This is a genomic window from Pseudoalteromonas sp. MSK9-3 (assembly GCF_003590335.1).
In the GTDB taxonomy this organism is placed as follows: domain Bacteria; phylum Pseudomonadota; class Gammaproteobacteria; order Enterobacterales; family Alteromonadaceae; genus Pseudoalteromonas.
The window spans coordinates 147,641-173,708 of the sequence record NZ_MIET01000007.1; the positions used below are offsets into that span (position 1 = coordinate 147,641).

General features: G+C 43.0%; 9 protein-coding genes. 6 read left to right on the top strand and 3 right to left on the bottom strand.

Annotated features, from left to right (window positions below; translation table 11 throughout):
* Positions 1 to 2: 2 nt before the first annotated feature.
* Positions 3 to 16,931 carry a non-ribosomal peptide synthetase gene (locus tag BGP78_RS01930; protein ID WP_182912196.1) on the bottom strand — a complete coding sequence of 5,643 codons (16,929 nt, stop codon included), beginning with the start codon at positions 16,929 to 16,931 and terminating at the stop codon, positions 3 to 5.
* A 568-nt stretch (positions 16,932 to 17,499) separates the two neighbouring features.
* On the opposite strand from BGP78_RS01930, the gene BGP78_RS01935 reads away from it, so the two are divergent.
* From BGP78_RS01935 to BGP78_RS01955, 6 genes are all read left to right on the top strand, one after another.
* Positions 17,500 to 18,051 carry a YcjF family protein gene (locus BGP78_RS01935; protein WP_119859829.1) on the top strand — a complete coding sequence of 184 codons (552 nt, stop codon included), beginning with the start codon at positions 17,500 to 17,502 and terminating at the stop codon, positions 18,049 to 18,051.
* A 150-nt stretch (positions 18,052 to 18,201) separates the two neighbouring features.
* Positions 18,202 to 19,845, top strand: coding sequence for a cyclic peptide export ABC transporter (locus BGP78_RS01940; protein WP_119859830.1), 1,644 nt, complete (start codon positions 18,202 to 18,204; stop codon positions 19,843 to 19,845).
* The gene (locus BGP78_RS01945) at positions 19,838 to 20,926 is read left to right on the top strand and encodes a prohibitin family protein (protein WP_119859831.1); all 1,089 of its coding nucleotides are present in this window, start codon (positions 19,838 to 19,840) and stop codon (positions 20,924 to 20,926) included. Before BGP78_RS01940 ends, BGP78_RS01945 begins: the two co-directional genes overlap by 8 nt.
* Before the next feature lie 39 nt (positions 20,927 to 20,965).
* Positions 20,966 to 22,804, top strand: coding sequence for an ABC transporter substrate-binding protein (locus BGP78_RS01950; RefSeq protein WP_119859832.1), 1,839 nt, complete (start codon positions 20,966 to 20,968; stop codon positions 22,802 to 22,804).
* Positions 22,801 to 22,962: a hypothetical protein gene (locus BGP78_RS22570; protein ID WP_171044344.1), complete on the top strand. Its 162-nt coding sequence runs from the start codon at positions 22,801 to 22,803 to the stop codon at positions 22,960 to 22,962. The genes BGP78_RS01950 and BGP78_RS22570 overlap by 4 nt, the downstream gene beginning before the upstream one ends.
* A 41-nt stretch (positions 22,963 to 23,003) precedes the next feature.
* Entirely contained in the window at positions 23,004 to 24,065 is a 1,062-nt protein-coding gene (locus tag BGP78_RS01955) for a DUF481 domain-containing protein (RefSeq protein ID WP_119859833.1), read from the top strand.
* 103 nt (positions 24,066 to 24,168) lie between these two features.
* Here BGP78_RS01955 and BGP78_RS01960 read toward each other — a convergent pair whose 3' ends face one another.
* Together BGP78_RS01960 and BGP78_RS01965 are read right to left on the bottom strand one after the other, a co-directional pair.
* The gene (locus tag BGP78_RS01960; RefSeq protein WP_147386050.1) at positions 24,169 to 24,552 is read right to left on the bottom strand and encodes a hypothetical protein; all 384 of its coding nucleotides are present in this window, start codon (positions 24,550 to 24,552) and stop codon (positions 24,169 to 24,171) included.
* Positions 24,553 to 25,251: 699 nt separating this feature from the next.
* Positions 25,252 to 26,067: a hypothetical protein gene (locus BGP78_RS01965; protein WP_119859835.1), complete on the bottom strand. Its 816-nt coding sequence runs from the start codon at positions 26,065 to 26,067 to the stop codon at positions 25,252 to 25,254.
* Position 26,068 lies beyond the last annotated feature (1 nt).

Below are 26,068 nucleotides of genomic sequence, written 5' to 3' on the forward strand. Positions count from 1 at the left end.
ACTTAGAACTCCCCTGTTTCTTCTTCTACCTGACTCGAAGCCATGAGATATTCATCCAACTGAGCCACACTTTGATGCTCAAACAAATCTGCGACTCTGATATTAATACCAAATTGTTCGGTCAGTTTTTGACACACTGTTATTGCTAAAATAGAGTTGCCCCCCAGAGTAAAAAAGTCGTCGGTTATTCCCACACTTTTTATACTTAATGTCTCAGCAAACAATGTACAAATTGCACGCTGAGACTCAGTGCTAGGCGCAACAAAAGCAGTTCGGGGGACATCAGGTTCTGGTAAAGCGTGACGATTTATTTTGCCACTGCTGGTATAACTAAAGCGCGCAATATACATAAATACACTTGGGATCATGTAACTCGGCATGCCTTTTTGGAGATGGCTCATTAGCACATTGGCGTCGAGTTCTCGCTCGGCACTGTAATACCCAACCAAACTATCAACACCGCCTACTTTCAAGACTTTTACCACACAGTGATTGATCGCATCATGCTGAGCGAGCCTATGCTCAATTTCTTCCAGCTCAACTCTGTATCCTCGTACTTTTACTTGAAAATCAGCACGACCGATATATTCAAACTGCCCTTTAGCCGATAACCGCACGCGGTCTCCGGTTTTATAAAGTGTGTTATAACTTGTTTGTAAATCAGCCTCGTTCTTAAATGGGTTATCAATAAACTGCAATGACGTTAATGCCGGTTGATTTAAATACCCTCTTGCCACCCCTGGACCTGCAATATACAGCTCCCCCACAACACCTCGCTCTACAGGTTGTAAGTGAGGGTCTAACACAAACATCTGCATATTTTGAATTGGCGTTCCAATAGGCAACTCGGCTAAATCTGTGATTTCGGCTTGCGCACAACACACCGTGCCTTCGGTTGGCCCATATTGGTTAATTAACCGGCATGAGTTTGGCAAAATGGCTAAGCCACCCAGTGCTTCACCACCGGTATGGATCACCTCTAGCGAACTGAACTCATTACCTTTTAATAGCTTAACCAAGGCGGTACTTAAAAAAGCACAGGTTATTTTTTGCTGTTCTATGTATTCAACCAGTCCAACAAGATCGCGCTGTAGCGATGGGTCTATAAGATGCAGTTCAGCACCCGCTATAAGTGCAGGGAAAATCTCAAACACCGACGCATCAAACACCAAATTAGAAAACTGCAGTACCTTGCTCTCTTGCGTCAGTCCTAAGGTATTTATTTGCGATTCAATGAGGTTAACCACACCATTGTGTTCAATCATCACGCCTTTTGGCTGGCCAGTTGTACCTGATGTGTAAATTACATACGCGAGCCGTTCTGCTGACAAAGGCCTATCTACATTGTGCTTAGGCATTGTGTATATTTCGGGGTTATCAACCGTAAACACTTTCAGCGTACATGCCTCATCACGGCGTATATTATCGGCTTGCTGTTTAAAGTCGGCGTGATAACTCGACTGGGTTAATACGGCTAACGCCGCAGTGTCTTGTAATATATAGTGAGCACGTTCAATTGCACCTTGGGGGTCAATGGGCACATACGCCCCTCCCGCTTTGATCACCGCTAATATGCTGATCACCATCTCAATTGAGCGATCCATCGCAATGGCAATCAAGCTATCAGGCTGCACGCTCAAATGCTGCAATAGATAATGAGCAAGTTGGTTAGATGCTTCATTGAGGGCTTGGTAAGTCAGGGTTTTCCCTGCAAAGGTGACCGCTGGTAATGCCGAAAATATCCGAGCCTGTTGATAAAATAACTGCTCTATTCCCTCAGGTTCAAAAGCAACATAGGTTTGGTTTGCTTTTGCTAAAGCATCATAGCGCTGCGCGGGAGTCAACGCGTTTAACTGACCATGGTGACGTGTAAGATAACGGGGGATCGCATGTAACATCTGTTCAAATTGCGCCAATAAATGCTTAGCCCTTTCCTCTGACAGCAAGGCAGTATCGTAACTTAACCCGAGTGTTAACGTGTTTTGCTGCTCTTGAGCGATCACTGCGATTGGGTAGTCTACTTTTTCAAACGCTGCGCGATAACTAAAATTGAGCCTTTCTGTGTCATCGTTTTGCGGCTCAGGGTAATTTTCATGAATTAACACGGTTTGAAACAAACGTTCCGCGCCTTGTTGTAATTGTGCTAATGGCTGGTGGGAGTGGGTATTTAACAGTGACATACTCTGGGTGATCGCTTGCAACTGTTGTAATACTGTATTGTCGTTGTCCCACTGCACACACAGCGGCAATGTGTTGATATACAAGCCGACACTGTCTTCAATACCGTCAACATCAATTCCCCTGCCCGAGACGGTCGTCCCGACCATAGTTTGACTACTCGCACTGTATATTCGGATCAATTTATGCCACGCAAGCTGCAATATACTGTGCATAGTCACGTTACTGTCGCGTGCAACTTGCTGCAAGTGTGTCGCTTTAAACGAAATAAACGCTTGTTCTGCTGCCTCAACGTGTTTGTGTGTCGCTAAACCCGACGCACACGACAGCATAGATGAAATATCATTACACTCATCAAATCGTAACTTTTCTCTCAACCAAAACTGCTTACATGCCTCACGCTGACTGACGTAAAAATGTTGTGCATTAACATAGCCACTATCTTCACGTTTATGTGGGATGGCTCCTTGGCAAAGCTGGATATAAACTTGATGTACCCGCGCCATAAGTCGCGCGTTACTCCACCCGTCAGACACACTGTGATGTTCACTTCTTAACAAGGTGAAACTCGACTCGTCTCGTTTTATAAGTTGGAGCCGCAATAAGCCCGCCTGATTTAAATTAAAGGGATGATTTCTATCTTCTCGCTGTAGCAGTGTGATGGCTGCATCAACATGAGTGTGTGTACTCCAATCATGAAAGATAAAATTAACGTCAACTTCCTGCTGAATAAGCTGTATAGGAGCATGTTGCCAATCAAAATACATTCGCAGTGCTGGGTATTCATCCACAACCCACTGCCACGCTTGCTGATAATAAGGCACGACCAATGGCTCATCATAATCAATCAAAAACTGCACATGATAGGCGTCACTATCTGGAAAGCTAACGTGCTGATAAATCATGCCTTGCTGCAAAGAGGTTGCGCCAAACACCTCTGAGATCCCCTGCACTGCCGTTATTTTATCAAACTCTTCAATCGGCATATCAACCCCAATATCGCTTGGGGAGCGTGTGAAGCTTGCTTGCCTCGTGCAGTGCTGCACAATGTCGTGCAATGTTTGTTCAAAGGCATTACACAATAAATGATGTGCCTTGGCGTCCAATTTTGTCGCAATTGAGAACATCAGCTCTCCGGCATTTACGGCACCGTTAACACTGATGAGCAAGCCATCATTATTTTCTTGGCTCACTTGTGTTGATAAATCATCAAGCGCTATTTGCCAATCAGCAGATTGCTCTGCCGTGCTGATCACGCCTAAATAATTAAATGCAATCGGAGGTAAAATTAAAGATGCGTCGTTTACTTGGCACGCACCAAAGCCGATGCCTTTATTTTCGACCTTTCGTAAGCACTCTTTGATTGCTCTAATAGTCAGTGATAACGAGTCTGCTATTGGCAGTGCTACCGGGTAATGGGTTGTAAACCATCCTATGGTGCGTGATGTATCCAGTATCACATCGCGTTCATCAAGCAAGTGATCAAGTTGCTCTCGCCCATGCCCCTCTAATGTAATTAACTGACAGTGACACTGATTTACTTGATGTAATGCATATGCAAATGCACACAGTAATAAGTCATTAATTTGCGTGCCATAAGCCGCATTCGATTTTGCTAAAAGCAACTCAGTTTCTGCAACCGGTAAGCGTATTTCAGCGTCAAAGCTGTGCGAAGGGTCTGTGTGTAACACCAGCTCTTTGAGCGATTCATCTTGTGCCAAGACATGCTGCCAGTAAGCACCTTCGCTAGGATACATACCTTCATATTGATGCATCACATCAACCCATTGACGGTAACTGGTGGTTTTTTCTGGTAGGCTGCGGTTGAAATACAGCGCGTGTAAATCCTCACTGAATATTTGCCAAGACACAGTATCAATGGCTAAATGATGACAACTGACGAAGATGGCATCCCGCGCGTGAGTAAACTCACGAATATAGGCAACCGACAGAATTGCACCAGAACACACCTCTTTATCTTGTTGCACTTCATTAAGCAAGGCTGGCAACGCCTCAGGTTCTGTGTGCGCCATATCAATAATACGTAACCCTATTGGCCGGACTTTTTCATAGCTTTGATACCGCACTGGGCGGCCACTGTGATTTACATCAAAGCTGGTACGCAACATGTCATGGTGTGCCACTAACTCATTCAGTGCTTGCTGTAAGCGGACTATATCAATAGGCGGCACTTGAATTAAAAAGCTTTGATTCCAATACTCAGGCTGAGTAATTAAGCCACGCTGTACGTCATCAAAAAAGCGCTGCTGCACCGGTAGTAGCGAAAACTTACCCACTAGCTCGCCTTGCTGGCTCAATACCGTGGTACTCGAATGCCCTGACAGCACATATTTGGCTTGAGCCTGAACCGTGCTATGAGTAAATACATCTTTAACTGCAAAGTTAAACCCCGCTTTACGTAATTTCGACACCAACGTAATAGAAGAAATAGAATCTCCACCAATTTGGAAGAAGTTATCTAACGTGCTTACTCGCTCAACATTCAGTAAAGATTGCCAAATATCGCTGATCTGCTGTTCTGTCTTATTACTGGGTGCCTGAAATTGCGCCTGGGCTAAGTCTTGTGTGGGTAGTGCCTCATGGTTCACTTTACCATTGGCGGTTAACGGTAATTCTGATAACGCAATAAACTGACTTGGTATCATGTAATGCGGTAAACGGTCACTCAATAAATCAACAAACAGCTCATGCGTTACCACTTGTTCGCTGACATAAAAAGCAGCTAGCCACTCACGTCTGCCCTGTTGTTTTAGTGTCACCGCGACTTGAGTGATGCATTCGAGTGATAACAATTGCTGCTCTATTTCATGTAACTCAATGCGGTAGCCTCTGAGCTTAATTTGCGCATCGCTGCGGCCCAAGTAATGTAATTGAGAGGCCCTATCCACTTTCACCAAGTCGCCCGTAAAGTACAAACGGTCATAAAGTCCGTTATAGTCGCCTTGTGCGACAAACGGGTTATTAATAAACGCCGCCTTGGTCTGCTCTGGTAAATTTAAATATCCAGCCGCAACGCCTGGACCAGAAACATATAAGTAACCGCTCGCACCTTGAACAACAGGCTCTAATTGGCTATCTAGCACATACACTCGGGTGTTGGCGTATGGCGCGCCTATCCCTTCATTTTTTACTGGGTAACGCTGGGAGATACAGCATCCTACCGTGGTTTCAGTTGGACCATACTCATCAAGTACAACATGACAATGTGCTTTTAAGGCTGAGACTTGCTGAGACAGTAACTTCTCGCCCCCGAGCATAAGCGTATCGACACGTACTTTCGTATCACTAGAAAAGACTAACTCGGCAAGGCTTGGGACCATTTTGACAAATTCAATATCATGACGGGTTAAGTACTGGCGATACTCGTCTACATACTTAACGGGGTGTGGGAATATATGCACATGTGCAGCACGTAACACAGCAGCAAGAGTAGTCGTTACACTGAGATCAAAGCCAATATTAGAAGAAAAATCCACTTTCATTCCAGGTACAATGATCTCTGTAATATTATCAACGTAGTGGCCAACACATCCGTGCGTTACCATTACCCCTTTCGGCTGACCTGTTGTACCAGAGGTATAAATCACATACGCCAAATCATCAATATTACTTTCTGGTAATGGCTGCTGCGAGCAATTAACGCCATCTATGCCCGATTTTGTTTCAACACTTTCTATGGCCACATCGGTTGCCAACTCTGGCAATGCCGCCAGCAAGTGAGGCTGGGTTAATAGCAATGTGGCCGCACTATCAGTGACTATATAGTCAATACGCTCTGAAGGCGCATCAGCGTCAATAGGCACATAAACTGCACCCGCTCTCATAATGGCGATTAATGACACCAGCATGGTAATAGAGCGGTCCATCAGTAGCACCACTCGGGGTTGTTTTTGTGGTGTTGCAACGCCTGCGAGTTTCGTTGTGATCTGTTGCGCAATTTGTGTCGAATACACATCGAGTTGCTGATATGTCAACCGCGTATCATCACACTGTAATGCGATAGTATCGCCGTATTGTGCACTAAGCGTATCAAAGCGTTCCGTCAACGCGCACTGTTCCCTTGCAGCATGTGGCTTATTTGACGCATTCAATAATTGCTGGCGCTGTACTGGCGTAAACATTGCTAACTCATTAATTGGGCTATCTGGTGCCTCACAAATAGCCTCTAATAAATTCACATAGTGTTGTGCCAAATTGTCAATACGTGCATCGCTAAACAACGCGGTATTAAAGTTTAATAGCAGCTTTAATTCATTTTCGCTCTGTTGTGAAACACTGTCATTCACAAAGACCGTTAGATCATGTTTGGCCACTTGGTAAATGTCATCAACATCAATCGGTGTAAAGAACGCACTTTTATTGGCCTCTTCGCCAAAATTCTGCACAGAAAACATCACCTGAAAAATAGGATGTCTAGATGCGTCTCTTTCCAAAGATAAATGTTCAACAATCGACTCAAATGGCACGTCTTGATGTGCTTGCGCCTTAATAACCGTGTTATGTACTTGCGCTAAAAATTCATCAAATTTACTGACAGGATCAAGCTGATTACGAATGGGCTGAGCATTAACAAAAAAGCCAATTAGATTCTGCGTATCGTAGCTGGTTCTATTCGCAGTAGGCGAACCAAGGGTTATATCGGTTTGGCCCGAGTACCTGTGTAAAAGAACATTAAATACACTTAATAGTAAGGTATACAAAGTCACACTGTGAGCACGGGCGAGCGCTTTGAGCTTTTTCGTGGTGGTGGCTTTCACAACCTGATTGAGGTTTTTTCCTACATAACTCAGCTGCTCAGGCCGTGGGTGATCAAGCGGTAAATTAAGGGTTTCAAAGCCTTGTAGCTGTGTTTGCCAATAACTTAATTGGCGCGCTAGCTCTCCTTGTTGTAAATAAGTGTGTTGCCAATATGCGTAATCTTGATATTGAATGGGTAACTTTGCCAGCGCTTGAGATTGCTCGTCCTCTGGGGTCAGCAATAGCTCTAGCTCTTTTAATAAAATATCGACACTCCAGCCATCAAATGCAATATGGTGGATATTTATCAATGCTGCAACTTCACTCTTATCTTGGTAAATGCTTAACCGCACTGGCAGCTCTTTGGTCAGATCAAACACATATTGCATATCTTGCGCTATGCGCGTGCGCCAATCGTGTTGGGCAACCGTTTCAATCACGGGGGTAAATTCATCCGCCGAACGAATATCTAATAAGACCTTTTCAGACTCACTTTTATCATCAAAGCATGTTCTTAGCACCTGATGGCGCTCAATAATACACTTTACAGCCTGCGTGAAGCGGGCAGCGTCTACAGTAAGAGTCAGTGCTATCGGAACCGTGTACGCCGCTGAGCCTTGCTCATATTGTTCAATAAACCACAGTCTTTGTTGTGCAAAAGACAGAGGGAGATTATCGATATTCGCGGGCTCGATTTTGTTCTTTTGTAGGTATAAACCATCGTCGATTAAGGCACTAATGGTGGAACACTTAAACAAAATAGCCACATTCACTTCGTAATCGAGCGCTTGAGACATTCTATGGCATAACGTGATCGCCAATATAGAATTGCCTCCGAGCCTAAAGAAATCATCATTCACCCCTACACGGGCAATACTCAGCGTTGTTTGCCATATGTGACATAAGGTTTGCTCAAGCTCAGTATGTGGTGCTTGATAATCGACTGAACACAGCTCAGGCGTCGGCAATGCTTTTTTATCTATTTTACCGTGCGTTGTCAGTGGAATTTGCTCAAGTTGAACAAAGTGCTGTGGGATCAGATGTGCAGGCAATTGTGTTTTTAAAGACTCAATCAGGGTTTGAGTATTAATTTCTACCACCGGCTCCCGAACATAATGAGACAAATGAGTATGAGTTAACGATTCACCGTGCGGCTGATTGATAGACGCAAACTCACAATGTGAGTTTACGTCGTTTTTAATTAAGCTCACCGACATTAAATGTGCCGCACTGTCGTTTGGCATAAAACGAATACCACAACCCAATGACTGAGCTACATCTACCCAGTTTTGCCAATTGAGCGGCGCAGAGAACTTACAAGGTAAATTATAGTAATTGACATAAGCCTGATAGACACGTTCATTGGGTACGCCTTCAACAACAAGATGCTGATGTAAAGCCATCAGCTCTTTGACATTGACATCGTTCGTGTACTCAATCACATGGGGGGTAAGTGGCTGCGTGCTCTCTGCTGAGAAACTCAGTAATGCATCATACCGATAGTCTGTCATTTCACTGCTGTGATTCCCCGACTTATACATAGTTTGCGCATCAGTACACAGAGCAAAGTGGCTTGGTAGCTGTGCAAAAAATGCTGGGCTGATCAGCAATTCTTTATCTAGTACCCGTGCTTGAGAGGCTAGTTGCTTAAGCTGATTGTGAGGTACATCAGACGCACGAGATTTCTGTACATCATAATGGAATGTGTCGAGCAATCGAGCATCTCTCACATCACCAATAAAAATAAGTCCGCCCTTGGCGATTAATTGACTCGCTTGCTCAATCACTTCCATCAAATAATCGAATGATGGAAAATACTGTGCAACCGAATTGATTATAATGGTGTCTGGCACATAATTTTGTGCAGCAACCGCATCATAAATCTTAGCCGCATCACACACAGCAAACTGAGCTTTGTGTTCAAAGCCAAGTTGCTTGGCACCAAAGCCTAGTTTATCAATGGCGGCTTTAGAAAAGTCCGTTGCAAAATAGTGGGTGCAGTGTTCAATCAGAGGATAAAAAATTAACCCTGAGCCGCTGCCGATCTCAAGTACATTACCAAGCGGCAATGTTTTTAAGCGTGCAACCGTAGCATCACGCCACTCATGCATTTTTTCCACATCGATGGGCATCCCCGTATAGGTGCTATTCCACCCTTCGAAGTCAGCTTGATCAACCGTTAAGTCTTTTTCCAATCGACTATATTCTGCATCGTACACCTGTTGCCAGCTCTCAACGGTGACCTCGTGTCCCTGAGTAGGATCAGAGCATGAAGTAAAGTACGCACTCAGAACTTTTTGCTGATTCAGCTCTAATAACTGAACCGTACTTTGGGCTATGCCTTGGCACTTTGATAAAACCTGTTCAATTTCGCCCAACTCAACACGATAACCTCGGATCTTAACTTGAAAGTCACTGCGCCCAAGATACTCAATATCATTGTTCAAATCATATCTGGCGAGATCTCCGGTGTCATACAACACGCTGAAGTCATCATCTTTCATGTGATTTGCAATAAATTTTTGTGCCGTCAGCTCAGGGCGTTTAAAGTACCCTGCGGCAACGCCACTGCCGCTAACGAACAAGCGACCCACGACCCCTTTAGGCACAGGGTTCATATGTTGATCAAGAATATACAAACACGTATTTAGTAATGGTTTGCCGATATTGGTGTTTAAGTCTCCCACTTTATAACGGTGGAATGAACAACACACCGTTGTTTCAGTGGGGCCATAAGCATTGATTACCTGACATACCTCAGAAAAGCGCCGTAGCGTTTTATCGGGCGTGGTTTCTCCAGCAACCACCAAAATACGCAAAGAGTGGCAGTCGCTTTCATCGAGTGTTTCAACAAGTACTGGCGGTAATGTCGCAATAGATACTTGCTCAGCGCTCAGCATTTGAGCCAGCGCCTTAGCATCTTTTCGTACCGTTTTATCGCACACCACCAGCGTTGACCCACTACACAGCGTGCTGTAAATCTCCCACGTTGCTGCATCAAAGCTGATTGAGGCAAACTGCAAAACATTATCTGTGTGAGTCAAACTAAACATCTGCCTTTGACTATGAACCAGATTCACCACCCCCGCGTGGCTGATCATGACCCCTTTTGGCTGCCCTGTTGTGCCTGATGTATAAATAATATTAACCAACGATTGCGGCGCTAAGTCGACAGGCCTTCCTGCCCACTTATACGCAGCCGTTTTTACCGCCTTACTGGTGATATCAACTAAGCGAACGCCGTCTTCTTGTATAAACGCTAATACATTGACGACGTGATCGCAGCACAGTACGGCGGATGCACCACAATCTTTTAAAATATAACGTACTCGCTCCATTGGATAAGCAGGGTCGACGGGGACATATACCACGCCGAGTTTTACTGCAGCCAGCATCGCAATGATCATATTGCTGCTTCGCTCAAACGAGATGGCAACGGTATCGCCCAAGCGTACACCGACTTCCTCAGATAAATAGCCCGCAACCTGATCAGCCTGCTTGTCTAATGCCTGGTAAGTAAATTGCTCGTTTTGAAAGCACAAGGCCACTTCATCGCTATATTGCGTGACCGTGCGTTGCCACATATCCAGTACCGTGTCTTTTTTATCAAAACTTGCATATGTATCAACTTGTTGCCTCAGCGATATATGCTCATTGCTGCGCATACCCGACTGCAAAGGCTCTGATGATAAAATACAGCTTAAATAGTGTTGGTAATACTCAGCCAAATATTCGAGCTGAGCTTGCTCAATGAATGTACTGTGGGCTTGAAATTGAATATCGAAGGTATTGCCTTCGCGGTTAACTACCAACGCAATAGGAATATTGGTCATCGCTATTGCGTCTATTGCTTCGCCTGCGCTGGCTTTTAACGCGCTATGCTTTTGATAAAAATGAATGTAATTAAACGCTGCTTGGTATAAATCTTGGTCTGGTTCAATGCCTAAATCTGATTTGATTTGACCATATGGATAATTTTTGTGCTCCATTAAATACAGTTTTTCTTGATACACCGCCTTAACCAATTCTGCCTCTACGCTGTTAAAGCGCATGGGCATGGTATTTAAGTGCAAACCAAACTGTTCATCACCGCCTTCGACTTCAAGTCGATTATTAACCACTACGCCCAGTGTGACATCGTCTGAACCGTTAAATACTCGCAACAAATGTACAAAAGCGGCCATAAAGACCGAATCAACCGACACCCCATGCTGTAGCGCCATATCGAGTGCCGCTTGATGCATATAGGCGGAAAGCTCGCAGGTCTGCTCAATCATAACAGGCTCATGTTTAGCAATCGCCTTACTGCGCATTTTATGCACTTTCTCGGGCATATCTTCTAAATAACGTCGCCAAAATTGACGTTGCGGTGGATCGTTTATTACTGCAATTTCTTGCTTAACATATTGACCAAAATTCACCGCAACTGGTCGACTTTCAATAGATGAAACCACCTCTTCATCAGTCCTGTTTTGCGTATACGCACTGATAAACTCAGCAATGAGTGATGCCACACTCCAGCCGTCTTCAATGGCATGATGCGAGGTAAATATCAGCTTAAACTGCGCCTGTGATGGCACAATAGCAAGCCGAAATAGTCCAGCCTCATCGAGCACAATAGGCGTATTACTTTCTTGATCCCATGCCCGCTCATAGTCACTGTATTGCACAATGTGTTTTGTCACATCAAGGGTATGCTCAACTAAAGTGAGATACCCCATATCATCAAACTGCTGATATGCCGCGCGCAATAATTCATGCTTATTAACCAAGGCTTGCCATATCAGGGTAAACCTTGTTATATCGAGCGGTTGATTGACTTCACTTACATCCAAATTATGATAAATCCGGCCATCACGCTTGCACTCTACAAACATACCTTGCTGCAAATGGGTTGCAGGGTAAACGTCGGCTAACTGAGCAAAGCGCGATTGCAGCTGGGTATTTACCAGACTAAACGGTAAATATTTAGGTGTTGCAGTGTATGGCGCCGTATTTACCGGTTTACCTTCGTTCGTTTTGTCTAAAATGCGTTTTACTGTTTTATACTGAAATATATCCCTGACAGACACACTAAAACCCATTGATTTTAGCTGTGCCACAACACGAATAGCATTAATAGAGTCTCCCCCAATACGGAAGAAATCATCTTCAATACCCACTTGCTCAACTGACATCACATCAGCCCAAATAGCACACCATGCGTGTTCGGTTTCAGTGCTTGGTGCACAGTGATCCGCTTGGGTAAAGTTTGGCTCTGGGAAATTACGAACATCGACTTTGCCATTAATCGTCAGTGGCATTGATGGCATATAAACAAAATGCTGTGGCACCATATGTGCTGGTAAACGACTGCTAAGCTGCTGAATAAAATCATCATGTGCAATGTCACTGTCAGCCACATAGTACGCCACGAGATACTGACCTGAATCTCGCTTTTTGGCCAATACCGTATTTTGTATCACGCCTGCGATTTGAGACACGCAATGTTCAATTTCACCGAGTTCTATTCGATACCCTCTAATTTTGACTTGAAAGTCGTTACGGCCAATATACTCGATACCACCACTATCAAGCTCTCTGACTAAATCACCGGTTTTATAGAGGATTGCTTGCCCAGCATTTTGATTATGCGGGTTTGCAATAAACCTTGATCCGGTTAACGACGTTTTATTCAAATATCCGCGTGCAACCCCGCCTCCGCTCACATACAGTTGCGCGACAACACCTTGTGGCACGGGGTTTAAGTTATCATCTAAGATGTACGCACTCAGATCATTTAATGGCATACCAATGTTAGAGCGCTCACTGATGTCTGCTGGTGAAATTGCCTTAAACGTAACATGAACACAGGTTTCTGTTATGCCATACATGTTAACCAATGTAGGATCACGATAGCCATACAAATCAAACCAAGGCTGAAGCTGAACCAAATTAAGTGCCTCTCCACCGAAAATGACGTACCTTAAATGCTCAAGCTGTGCTTGTTTTCTGGCTTCTTGAATAAAGTTGTAAAACGCGGACGGCGTTTGGTTTAATACCGAAATTTTGTGCTCTTTCACTAACTGAAAAAATACGGTGGTATCTTGGGTTTGCTGCTTGCTAGGAATAAATAAACTCCCGCCATGCAACAAGCTCCCCCAAATCTCCCAGACACTAAAATCAAACACATAAGAGTGGAATAAACACCACACATCGTCTGGTGTAAAATTAAAATGTGAGTTTGAACTATTCAGTAAACGGCTCACGTTATTGTGTGTGATCTGCACACCTTTTGGCTGCCCAGTGCTGCCGGATGTATAAATCACATAGGCCAGTTGCTCTGGTACTATCGCGATATTGGGTCGTTCATCACTGTAATGTTGTGCAGGCAGCGTGTCTAAGCAAATGCGTGTTAATTGAGGCAACGTCGCAATGCGTTCGCTATGGGTACTGTTCGTGATCACAATTTGGCTTGCCGTATCTTCTGCAATATACCTAATGCGAGAAGTCGGATAAGTCGGGTCAATTGGCACATACGCGCCACCTGCTTTTAATACCGCCAGAATCGAAACAATGGTGTCAAATGATGGCTCCAGCAACAGTAATACTAAGGACTCAGCGCGTATATGATTGTTTTCTATAAGGTATTGGGCTAATTGGTTAGAGGCCTTATCAATATCAGCATAAGAGGCCTCTTTACCTGCACACATAAGTGCACATTTAGTGGGCGCTCGCTCAGCCATTGCAACAAATTGTGATACTAAATTATTTTCTGGATAGGCAGGTACCGCCGCCGTATATTTTTCCAGCAAGCACGTACGCTGTTCTACTGACATTAAATCAATATCGCCAACAGGGCGTTCCAATTGAGTTGAGAACGATGTCAGTACATGTTCAACCGCAGTGATCAACTGTTGGATCTGTGTGTCACTGTATATTGCGGTGCGATATTCAACTCGTAGACTTAACGTATCTTGCATATCAAATTCAAAATACAGCGGATATTTAACCTGCGAAGGCAACATATTATTTTGCGTAATAACCCAAGGCACATCATGGCGTTTTTGTGGCTCTAAAGTCATATACACCGATGGTAGTTTTTCTTCTACCGTATAATTTTCTCTCACTTTTTTAAGTAAGGCATCATAGGCGAGTGGGTTTGCTAATTGCTGTGTGATTTGTGCAAAGCACTGCGCAATAAAATCAGTAACTGAGGTATTGAGATCAAGATCACAATAATACAGTTCATTGGCTAAAAAGTTACCATACACGTTTTGCGCATCAGGATGACGAAGGCTTCGTACGCCTCCAATAGACACAGAATCCTGATTGGAGAAACGCAGGGTGATCAGCTGAATACATGCTAATAACACAGAAAAAACGCTCACTTCTTGCGCCTTCGCACTGGCGAAAAGCTGATCTGACAATGCCGTGGAAAAAGCCTTGGTTTTAAATTTTCCGTGTGGTTTTTCACTGTGCTGGTTATTAAACAAGGTTGCGGTATTCAACGAGGCGATGAGCGTATCATCCGCCTCTTTATATACCGTTTGCGTAATGGTACTTGGTACGATGGGCAACTGACACTCAGGGTTTTCTAACACCTCAGCTAACTGCGGCACAAAGAGGTTGTACATCGCTTCACCATCGGTCAGTAAATGGTGATGAATGAATATAAGTTGATGCACGTGCCCCTCATGACACAGTGCGATAAACCAATAGAGTGGCCCCGTATGCATATCGAACGGGCGATCAATGCTGCGCGCTAACGCTTCATCTACCGTAGCATCATGATAGTTAGAATGTTTATGAGCCTGCCCTCCCAGCTCTTCCGGTACATTAAGCACGGTGATCAGGTTATCAGCGGTACTTAATCGCGCACCAATTTGATAACCTAAGTTATCTTCATTTACACGCATACGTAAAATGTCGTGGTGGTTGATCAGGCGCATCAACGCGTGTTGTAGCTGTTCAAGCTTAATAGTCTGACAACCGGCTGCTGAGAAGTTAATAGACAGGTTTTCGTTATACAAAATTGCCGACGTAGACAGTTGATGATTTAAGATCAATCGCTGCATCGGGTTAAATACCCCGTCATTTACTGCAAGCGTGCATGTTTTGGCTGCACTGCCCTCCTCATTCTCAAGCTTATCAGCCAGCGCATAAAATGTTTTACTTTGAAGTACCTGCACTGGCGAGCAACTCACTCCGTGTTCATGTAGTTTAGCCCCAATGTGCATGGCTAAAATAGAATCGCCGCCCAGCTGATAAAAACTGTCATTACCAGCAATGTTCGAGATATTTAAAACACCCGAAACCGTTTTTAACAGCAGCTCAAGCATCTGACTGTGTTCAGCCGTGTTGTTATTTTCTGTCGTAATAGGATCAAGCTGATTTAATAAAGCACGAGCGTCTATTTTGCCACTAATAGACACTGGCATTTCATGCACATGGATATAGTGCTTTGGCAACATGTACTCAGGTAAATAGCGGCTAATAAACGCTGGCAACGCCTCATCTGGCTTGATTGGATGTGATGAAGTATAAAATGCCACCAGCTGGTTACGAGCGGGATCAACCACTACTTTGCTTTGCACTACCTCTGGATATTGCTGCAACTGATGTTCAATTTCGCCCGGCTCAATCCGAAAGCCATTCACTTTAATTTGTTGGTCACATCGGCCTAAATAAACTAACTGCCCATCCGCCTGTTGCTTAACGAGATCACCGGTTTTGTATATTTGCCGATAATCATCAAATGGGTCGTCTGCTTGCACCCAAAATGGGTTTTCAATAAAACAATGATGTGTTTGGGTCTCAAGATTTAAGTACCCTCTTGCTAGACCTCGGCCGGATAAGTACAACTCCCCTTCGTCACCGTACGCGACTTGTTCACCTGCTTGATTAACAATATAACCACGCATATTATCAATAGGCGCGCCGATATGATGGATGCTCTGCGCATCAACCCGCTGGCCCGTGGCATAGATTGCGCACTCAGTTGGGCCATAAAAATTATATAAATTATATGCTTGTGCGAAGTATTCACCACACTCTTTTTGGCAAGGCTCTCCTGCAAAAATAAAGCTGCTTACGCTGTCATAACTGACGCGGGGTAACGTGGCCAATACTGAAGGCGGTAAGTACACCACATTTAAACGGTGCTGCGTGATATAACCTGATAACGCCACACTGTCGGTGCGAATATCATCGCTTAACAGGTGTAATTCATGACCAAATATTAACGGGCAAAAACACTCAGAAACACTCACATCAAACACAAAATGGGTAAAAGCGGAGGTTTTTAATGGTGTATTTAAGCCATCGTTTTTACCATAAATGGGTGACAACGCCTGTAAAGTATTCACCACACTATGATGCTCTAACATCACCCCTTTTGGTGTGCCTGTTGAGCCAGATGTGTATATGACATAAGCCAAATGCTGAGCGCTAACGGCTCGATTCGGGTTACTTATCTGATAATCATTAAAGCTTCTTTCATGATCAGTCAGATCAAATATATACCAGTTCTTTGCCTGTAAGGTGTTAAATTGTAGAGCCAGTTCCGCCGTGGTGATCACCAATGAAGGGGCAACATCATTAAGGATGAAGCGAACGCGTTCAAGGGGGAAGTCAGGGGCAATCGGCACATAACATACACCGGCTTTTAATGCGCCCAGCATACAAATCAACGCAAACTCAGAGCGTGGCAACAATAATACAACGCGCTGCTGTGTGCTATCTGTTGACTCGGCTGATAATTGACTTTTTTCGTAAATAAAATGGCTGACTTGATTGGCACGCTGATTTAGCTGTGTATATGAGAGCGCTACATTATTAAACACAAGTGCATTATATTCTGGAGTTTTATCTACTTGTTGTTCAAAGAGCTGATGTACGCAAGAGGTGGTTTTTGGCGTAACCTTCCCTTGCAAATAAGTGAGTTTTTTAGAATTATCTAATTTTTTTTGGGTGCTCACCTGAGCGTTAACCGTTCCATCATTTGAAGAGTTCATTCTTATACGCCGCATGTTAACTTATTACAAAACAATAAATATGAGCTTATACCATTGAAAATATTCAACTAATATAAACCCGCCTACTGAACAGTAAGAGCTTTAACAGCGTGCTCGAACACTTTTTTATTCCACTTTAAACTATATTTTGTAATTACATATAGCAATTACAAAACATTACAGCAATCAAATAATTTTACACACCATTAACTTGAACTATTCATATTAATATCATATAAAATCAATGTGCATTGCATAAAATACAGCCAATCTACCTATCAGCTAGGATAAAACGAGCTAATCTCGTTATGTTGACATGTTTTTTGAAGGCAACGACTGCATAGCATTACAACGAAATCTGACACTGTAATGACGTGTAATAGACTTTTTTTTAATCATGTCCGACAGTGGACACACTTATTGACTAGGATTGGCGAAACATGTAAGCCAGAGTGGTTTTGGGTTACTGACTGCATTAATGCCAGAAGTTCTTACCAATATTCAGCCAAATACGGCTCATATTTGGAAATTTGCTCGGTGTATACCAAGCAAAAACAGGAGGTTACTTATGGTACAAGATAAAAATCAAAACTCAGAAAAGGAGAATGCAGTGGAACAACAAAACCAAACGGCTGACGCCGAATTATCATTCGAGGGTAAAACCGAAGAAGCTGATAAAATCATTAAAAACTCTGTGTATGGTGCAGCGGGTGTCGGACTTGTGCCGATCCCTTGGGTTGACTTCGTTGGTCTAACGGCGATTCAAATCAAAATGCTTCATTCACTTTCAAAAGTATACGGAGTTGAATTTTCAGAGTCTCGTGGTAAAGCAGTGATCACCTCTTTAGTCAGTGGCTACTTGCCCATTGCGCTAGTGCAGCCTATCGCCAGCTTTATCAAATCAATTCCACTGGTTGGACAATTAACAGGGGCAGTCACTATGTCTATCCTTGGGGGTGCCACAACCTACGCAATTGGCAGAGTATTCAACTTGCACTTTGCAGCAGGCGGCACATTTTGGGACTTAGACGCAAATAAAATGCGTGCTTACTTCGAAGAGCAATTTGAAGAAGGTAAAAAAGTCACCTCTCAAGCACGTAAGAAAACCACAGCTGCTTAATACGCACTATTTGTGAAATAGTATAGCCATCACGACGCGCTTATTTTTATAAAAGTAACCGCGTCGTTATGGCTGTTTGTATGTGCTTGGCATCAATAGCCCGAATTGCTCCACACCGGGTCCTCAAAAAAATAATAACTAGGATCACCTATGAAAGTGAAGTTAATATCATTTGTCTTTAGTGAAACTGGGTTCAGACGTAACAGAATCATTTTAACAATGATGTTGGCAGGTATAACCAATGGTATGGTTATGCTTATCATTAATGATGTGTCTAAAGACTTTAATGAAATAAATTTAAGGAATATCTTACTCTTTGCGCTATGCATTGGCGCGTTTGTATTTTGCCGAAAATACTCTGAATACCATGCGCAATCGGGTGTACAGCAAGCCATTTCAAATAAACATTTAACCCTAATAGATAAACTCAGAAAGTCTGAACTGGTGCACTACGAAAAAATCGGCAAAATGAGTATTATCACCAATATCACCGATAATTCACAAATAATATATGAGTCTACGCGCTTAATGGTGCACTCCATGACTGCCTCCATTATGCTCCTATTTTCATTCGGTTACATTGCTTATCTATCGCTGGCGGCTTTTGCAATGTGTGTGGTTATTCTCGGCATTGGCATTGTTATTTATAAACACGGCCAAAAAGACATCATTCGCCTTTACCATGAATTTCAAGAAAAAGACCAACTCTTTTTCGAATCACTTAATCATTTTCTCGACGGCTTTAAAGAGATAAAAATCAACCTAAAAAGAAGTGATGATATTTATCAAAATGAGTTCTCTCGCAACATCGATGACTCTTTAGTATTAAAGTTCCAATCTGAAAAGAAAGTCGTCTCTAATATGGTTTTTGGGCAAACGATGTTTTTCCTATTGATGGCGGGGATCGTCTTTTTACTGCCACAAATTGATGACGTTGAGTCAGAAACCATGATGTCGATCACGGCCATAGTGTTGTTTATTTCTGGCGCAATTGGCCTGCTTATTGAGTCAATTCCGATGATCATAAAAGCAGATATGGCACTGGATAATTTAGTTCACCTAGAAACCAAACTCGACGAATCAAAAGAGCCAGATCAACATGCCTGCTCTGATCTGTATAAAGACTTTAAAGAACTCAGTTTAGATGAATTACATTATGACTATGTTAATGCGCAAGGACAGGCCATGTTTGGCATTGGCCCCATGCATTTTGCCTTAAAACGCGGAGAAATTACCTTTATTGTTGGCGGTAACGGTAGCGGAAAAACAACCTTGCTGAAAAACTTAACAGGGCTTTATAGTCCAAAATCAGGCCATATTAAAGTCGACAATAAAATAGTAGAAGTGTCGAACTACAATGATTTCCGCAGTTTACTTTCTATCGTACTGACTGATTTTCATTTATTTGACAAGCTATACGGCCTAGATCACTTAGACGGCAAAAAAGTGAATGAGCTACTCAAAAAGCTGCAAGTCGATCATAAAACCCGCTTTGAAAATGGCCGCTTTACCAACCTAGACCTGTCAACTGGGCAACGTAAACGCATTGCATTGATTGTTGCACTTCTTGAAGACAAACCGGTGGTGGTGTTTGATGAAGTTGCAGCCGATCAAGACCCTGAATTTAGAGATTTCTATTATCACGATATTTTACCTGAGTTGAAAAAAGCCAACAAAATGGTACTCGTGGTAAGCCATGACGACCGATATTTTGACGTTGCCGACACTTTAATCAAATTAGAGTACGGAAAAATAGTGAAATTAGAAGGCAATGGAGATAAGCAACATGACTAACCCAATTACCCGACTATCCGCTTATATCCGGCGCTATATTGATGAACATTTACCCACAATTTTAGTGACCATTTTGGTCCTAGCATTTTTGCTCCTTTACTTCTGGTCTAGAATATTTATCACCATAAAAGCCGGTGAAGGCGGCGTGCTGTATAAACGCTTTGATGGCGGTACGGTGGTAGAAACCCTCTACGGAGAAGGCTTTCATATTGTTTTACCGTGGAACGTCATGGCGGTTTATAACTTGCGAGTACAAACGCAAAAACACACCTTGAATGTGTTGACCGAAGATGGCCTGAACGTAAAAATAAACATGGCCATTCGATATCATCCCGACAGAGAAATGGTGGGCGTACTCCACAAATATGTTGGTGAAGACTACTTTAACACCATTGTGCTGCCTGAAATCGAGTCAACAGTACGTTCATACGTCGTAAAAGACAGCTTAACAAACATCTACGCCACACTTGCTAAAAAAACCACTTTTCAAGATGCGGTAAACGAAGCGATTGGCCGGGTTGCCAGAAAGTTTATTACCGTTGATGAAGTGATGGTGATTGATATTGACCTGCCCGATAAAATTGAAAACGTGATCCAAGATAAGCTCAGGCAACAACAGCTCTCGCTTGCTTACGGTTATCGTATTCAAAGAGAAGAGCAAGAAGCTGAGCGAAAAAGAATTGAAGCAGAAGGGATCCGCCGTTATAACGCTATTATTGACCAAAGTATTTCGGGGAATATTTTAAAGTGGCAAGGCATTCAGGCCACCGCGAAAATTGCCACCTCGGCAAATTCAAAAGTCATTATGATTGGGCCAGATAAAAACTCACTGCCGGTTATTCTCAATGCCGAACCCAGCCCCGCGGTGCACGCGCCGCCGTTAGAATCACAAAAGCTGGTAAATAAACCTACAAAGCAAACACACACGAAAAAAGCAACGTTACCCCAGCTCGCGCAGCATACCCTGTTTGGAGCCGATAAAAAGACGCAGCCGAAACAAGATGCTAAAAGCAAAGAGAAACCAGCGGTGAATAAAACCGCTTCACCGGCTAAAAGTGAGCGCTTAAATGACAAAAACTAGAAAAGGATTTAAAAAGCGCCAGCGAAAGGAGCCTACGTAATGCGCCGCTTTATCGTGTATCTCAGTATTGCTTACGTGGCTTATTTAATAGTGCGGGGCATGACTTCAGGGCCAACAAGCACGAATGAAGAACAACGTGCGCTCAACCTGCTTAAGAGTAAACACTTGGAAGTGGCCATCGTGTGGCCAGAAGCCAAGCATGGCAATGATTCATTGCAAGAGTATGTAAAAGCATTTCAAGTGCAGCTCGATTTACTACAAAGCGCTCACAACACCCGATGTATAGAGGCACCCGAAGATAGACAAGCCAATCTTCACTGCGACATGAAACCCATTAGACTGCAACCCGCTTATGAAGAAGACAACAGTTCAAAGCAAGCCAGTATTTCACAAGCACAAACCATAGTACAAAACCCCAACCTAATTGCTGTGGCAGGATATGTACATTCGAGTTCAGCCATTCCCGCTGCGGTCGTATACGAAAATGAAGGGGTCGTTTTGCTGAGCTCAGGTGCAACGGATGCACGGTTAACCCAGTATGATTTTGAGTATATTTTCAGGCATATATCAAGTGAATTAACGCACGCAAATGACATTGCCAGCTATATTTATCAACAAGGCTATGTAGATGTTTATGTCGTTAATGAACGAGACACTAACCTCTATGAAAATGACTTTACCAATTACTTTGTTGAAGCGGCGGTGCATAAAGGGCTCAATGTGGCCGATCCCATTCTTTATGAATATGAAAGCCAAGACCATTTAAATACCATTGCCATTTTAAAAAGGCAGACCAACAAGGTCTCATCTAAAGCAGAGCAGCTCGCCCTGTCGACCGCACGCTCAGAGTTATTCACAGATCTCATTGAGCTGCGTAAATTATTTCCTGAAAGCACCTCTGATATCGGCAATAAAAAAACCGATATTATTTCACTGCTGGTTGAAACTGATTCAAATACAGAGACTTATCGCCAGTATTTTGCAGGGCTGAGTGATAAACGGCTATTGGCCTTTTTAGAGCGAGATTTTACCTATAAGGCCAGTGAAAAACAGCTCAAAATAACACAAGAAAAATACCGACGACAGTTCAGACTATTAGATGAAGATGAATTACACCAAAAGCAACAAGACCTACATAACCAACTCGAGGAGAGCTTAGCTGACTCAGACAACGTACTGCTTCATTATGTGCAAGAAAGTAAAAATAGCAGTAAATTAGAAGCCGTCCTGAATGAAACATTAAAACAGCATTTCGATGCATTACGGATATCACAAAAACGACTCGATAAAGTGTTTACCGAACAAGCGGGGATCATTTTTCTCGCAGCCTCAAAAGACAATGCCAAAACACTCATGCGGCTTGCGCGTGAAGTAGATATGCACGAACCATTTATTGGTGGCAGCGCATTTTTAAACCTACAAGCCGATTGTAATGATAGCACCTGTATTGATGACATCGCCCCTTACTACGCACTTTCGGTCGATGGGCTCCCGTCACTGGCTACTGAATCTTGCCATGCGCCCTCAGACATAAAACACCATCACGTCAATAAACGAGAGCATCGGACTCAACAAGAAATTGCCGAAGCACAATATCAACTATTTGCATGTCGCTTTTACAAAGATAACAATAAAACTCAAGGTTTTTGGGCAACACAAGGCTATTTCGCCGCATCGATTATTTGGGCCGCAGCGCTCGAATCACGTGGTACTACGCCAGAGAAAATTGCCAGTCGACTCAACTATGCCAGCGATGAATTAGATGAAAAATACGGGCTAACCTTTACTCCCAACCCAATTACACCCGGAAATAGTGACCTTTTTATTAGCCCGCTCAAGTTCACCCTTGTGCCTAACACCACAGGAAATTCAAAATGATGATATTGGTTTATTTATTACTTTGTTTATTCATTGCCTTAATAGGCAGCAATAAAAAGCTTGGCTTTTGGGGGTACTTTTTCAGTTCAATATTGCTTACCCCCCTTGTTGGACTTTTATTAGTCGTGGTCTCTGAGAAAAAACAGCAAACCGTGTAATTAACAAAAACCATCCACAAAACCTAAACAAGGATTGTGCTATGCGTATACCTTATATTTTACTCGTTGTAAGCTCGATGCAAATAACCGCCAGTTATGCCAGTGACGTTGATTTGCAATTTATAAAATCTGTCGATGAAAACCTGTACAAACAAATACAGCAAATAGCGCGCTGTAAGGCCTTAAACAAATCTGCTGAGCAATGTAGTAAAGACATAAGCAAAAGTAATACGGTCACCAGTAAAACTACGGCCCAACCGGCGGCACAACCCTCTCCCAGCGCACCGAGTAAATGGTGGCAAGCAAGCGCATATGCACAGGGGCAACCCCAATCTAAATGGCTGCACGCGGCTGATGTGTCGGTATCGTTGAGTAAACTCAGTGGTAATATTGATGGCGACCAAAACAGTATTTCGCTTAACTATTTCTCTCGCTACGATGCGTGGACTAACAGCTTATCGTTGGCCTATTCAAAAGACAAAGTCACCCAATCAAACCAACTGGTATCAGATAGAAGCTATAAACTGTTCAATTATGGCGGGAAGTATGACTTCAATCGCACTTGGTTTGGACAATTAGGTTGGATAAAAGAGCAAGATGACTCGCTCTCTCTGGATGATAAAACCGTGGCTTATTTGGGTGGCGGCGCTTATTTAACCTATTCAGATAACCACAAATTACATTTGGTTATGGCGCTGGGTAATCAAAACGACCAAGTGTCTGATGCTAACCGCACGCTCACCGGATTAAATGAATTTGATTACAATGTGGCCTATGCCTATCAAGAATATAACTGGCAAATTGCCGATAACCTCATGTTCAACCAATCATTGAGCATTATTTATGGCTTAGATGATTTGGCTGAATTTGCCGATGCTTCAACCTCGGTGTGTAAAGAAACGCTCACCTCAACTGCCACCTATTGTATTGTGGATCATAATAAGTCGAGCCAATACCAATTAACCTTAGGGTTAGAATATCGGCTGTCAAAAATGGTCTCTTTATCCTATTCGTTTAATTTTGATCACGACACACAACCATTCTTAGATGATGATGCCAGTAACTCATCACAAAGTTTAGCCGTCACCGCACGGTTTCAATAAGCGTTTGAGGTATATCGACAATACCCATATAACAAAAGGCTGCATATAAACTTGCAGCCTTTTTTATGTTGGTGTGTTTTATTCGTACTTTTTTGGAAATAACTTAGTTTTGAGGCGTATAGCAACTTCCCGTGTAAAACAGTATGAATGGTAACTTGAACAATTCAGGCTCCGCACCGCGCATTGATGAAACAATTAGTTCTAACTTTTCCGCCTTTGAGGCAATGGTTGCTAACGTGCCTTTTAAGAAGGAGCCTTTTACAAAAGTAACAGAATCTAATGCAATATCTTGCACTCGATGCTTTTTTACTGACAGGGTATTTAAACTGAGGGTATGTTCATATCTAGTATGCGCGACAGATACATCTTTAGGCGGGTGAAAATAGCTAGCATCATTACACTGAATGACGGAATGAGCGCAGTGGTTCGCAAACGTATTTGCGATGGAATGAGTAAAATTAAACAAAAAAGCACTGACAAACGCCATTAACAGTAATGATCCAACGGTAAAAAAATCATGATGTGCATGGATTCTGCTAGAGAAAGCTTTGTTAAAAAAAGCTTTATTTAAAAAGAACTTGTTAGAGAAAACAGCGTTTGAGAAGCCTTTATTTGAAAATAGTTTTTTTAAAAATATTTTGTGTGTCAACGAGAAAATCAGCGAGGTTTTTAAAGGCATTATTTAAAGTAATATGATTTTGAAGGGAGTGTTGCTAAAGAAGGTTTCTAGGAATGGCTTTAAAGGATGGGCTTTAAAAAGAAGAAAATTAGTGAGTTGGCTAGCAGGTAGTAAAAACAGCTCATAGCTGATTGAACAACATAAAAATAAGCACAGTGCCTCTTTAACGCTTGGCAAAGAGAACTTAATGGCTAAAAAGAGCTTAATGACTAAAAAGCGTTAGATATTTTAGATAAGATCTAGTCTGAGCTAATACAGCTAATACATATTAGATGTATTAGATAAGCACTTTGTCTTCCTGAATTCATTTCAGGATCCACACAGCGGTGAGCGGTTAAAACCATAGTTTATTTGGCTGTTCCTCAGTAACAGAGCCAGTATTATGCGAGGAGCTTGTAATACGACCCTGTAAATAACACAGTGTATGACCTACCGGATTTGTAGTAGGCCATACATGATTGACTTGGTTATTTAGCTATTTATTTAATTAGCTAGTAATTTAGGTATTTAGCCCTCACTCATCCACAACCGAGTTTGTTCAAGGCCAGCGGCTTTGCATGCAGCGACCAGTTGCGCTTTATTCACAAGGGTTTGGCTATTGTCAGCCAATACCCAAGAGACGCTTTCAGTATCATCCATAACAACCGCAGCACGAGCCATACGCGTTTGTGCTGTTTCATCGCCATCAAATACCAGCCCTTCTACCTCAACGGTAATGGCCGCAACATCAATGGCGCGCTGGGCTTTAAAGCGCGCGCGTGTGACTTGTTCAATGTGTTCAGCACTGTGCGCCTCAGTTGCGGGGTGGTGATACGTAATAAGCGCATCATCATCAAACACTACTTTAGCGGGCTCTGCTTCAGTGGTGAGTGCTAAATCAACGTCAACAAAGCTTTGCTTATAACATGCTCGGCGCAGCGCCATATCAATTGCAGGCTCACTTGGCAGCTCAGGCACGACCTGTGGTTCATCCGGGTTAGTTGCATTATGTGCCATAGCCGTATCAATCAATGCTTGTGTTTGCGCTACCTCCACCAGCCACTGTGCGTGTGCAGCGTCATAATTGGCTTGCTCTTGCGCAATAGCTTGTTGTAATAGCGTATCAATTTGCGCACGCGGATGACGCAATGCCATTTTAGTTTGCACATCTTGATACGTTATTTCATAAACTGTCACTTCATGAGCCGTTTCTGCTACAGCCACTTCTGCGGCATGGTCCGTCGCCGTATGCTCTGGAGTGCCAGCCACCAGCGCTTCAAGTTCAGTGCTTGACTGAGCACTTGATTGAGTGCCTGCTTGTTCATTTATTTGTTCTTGAGTCATG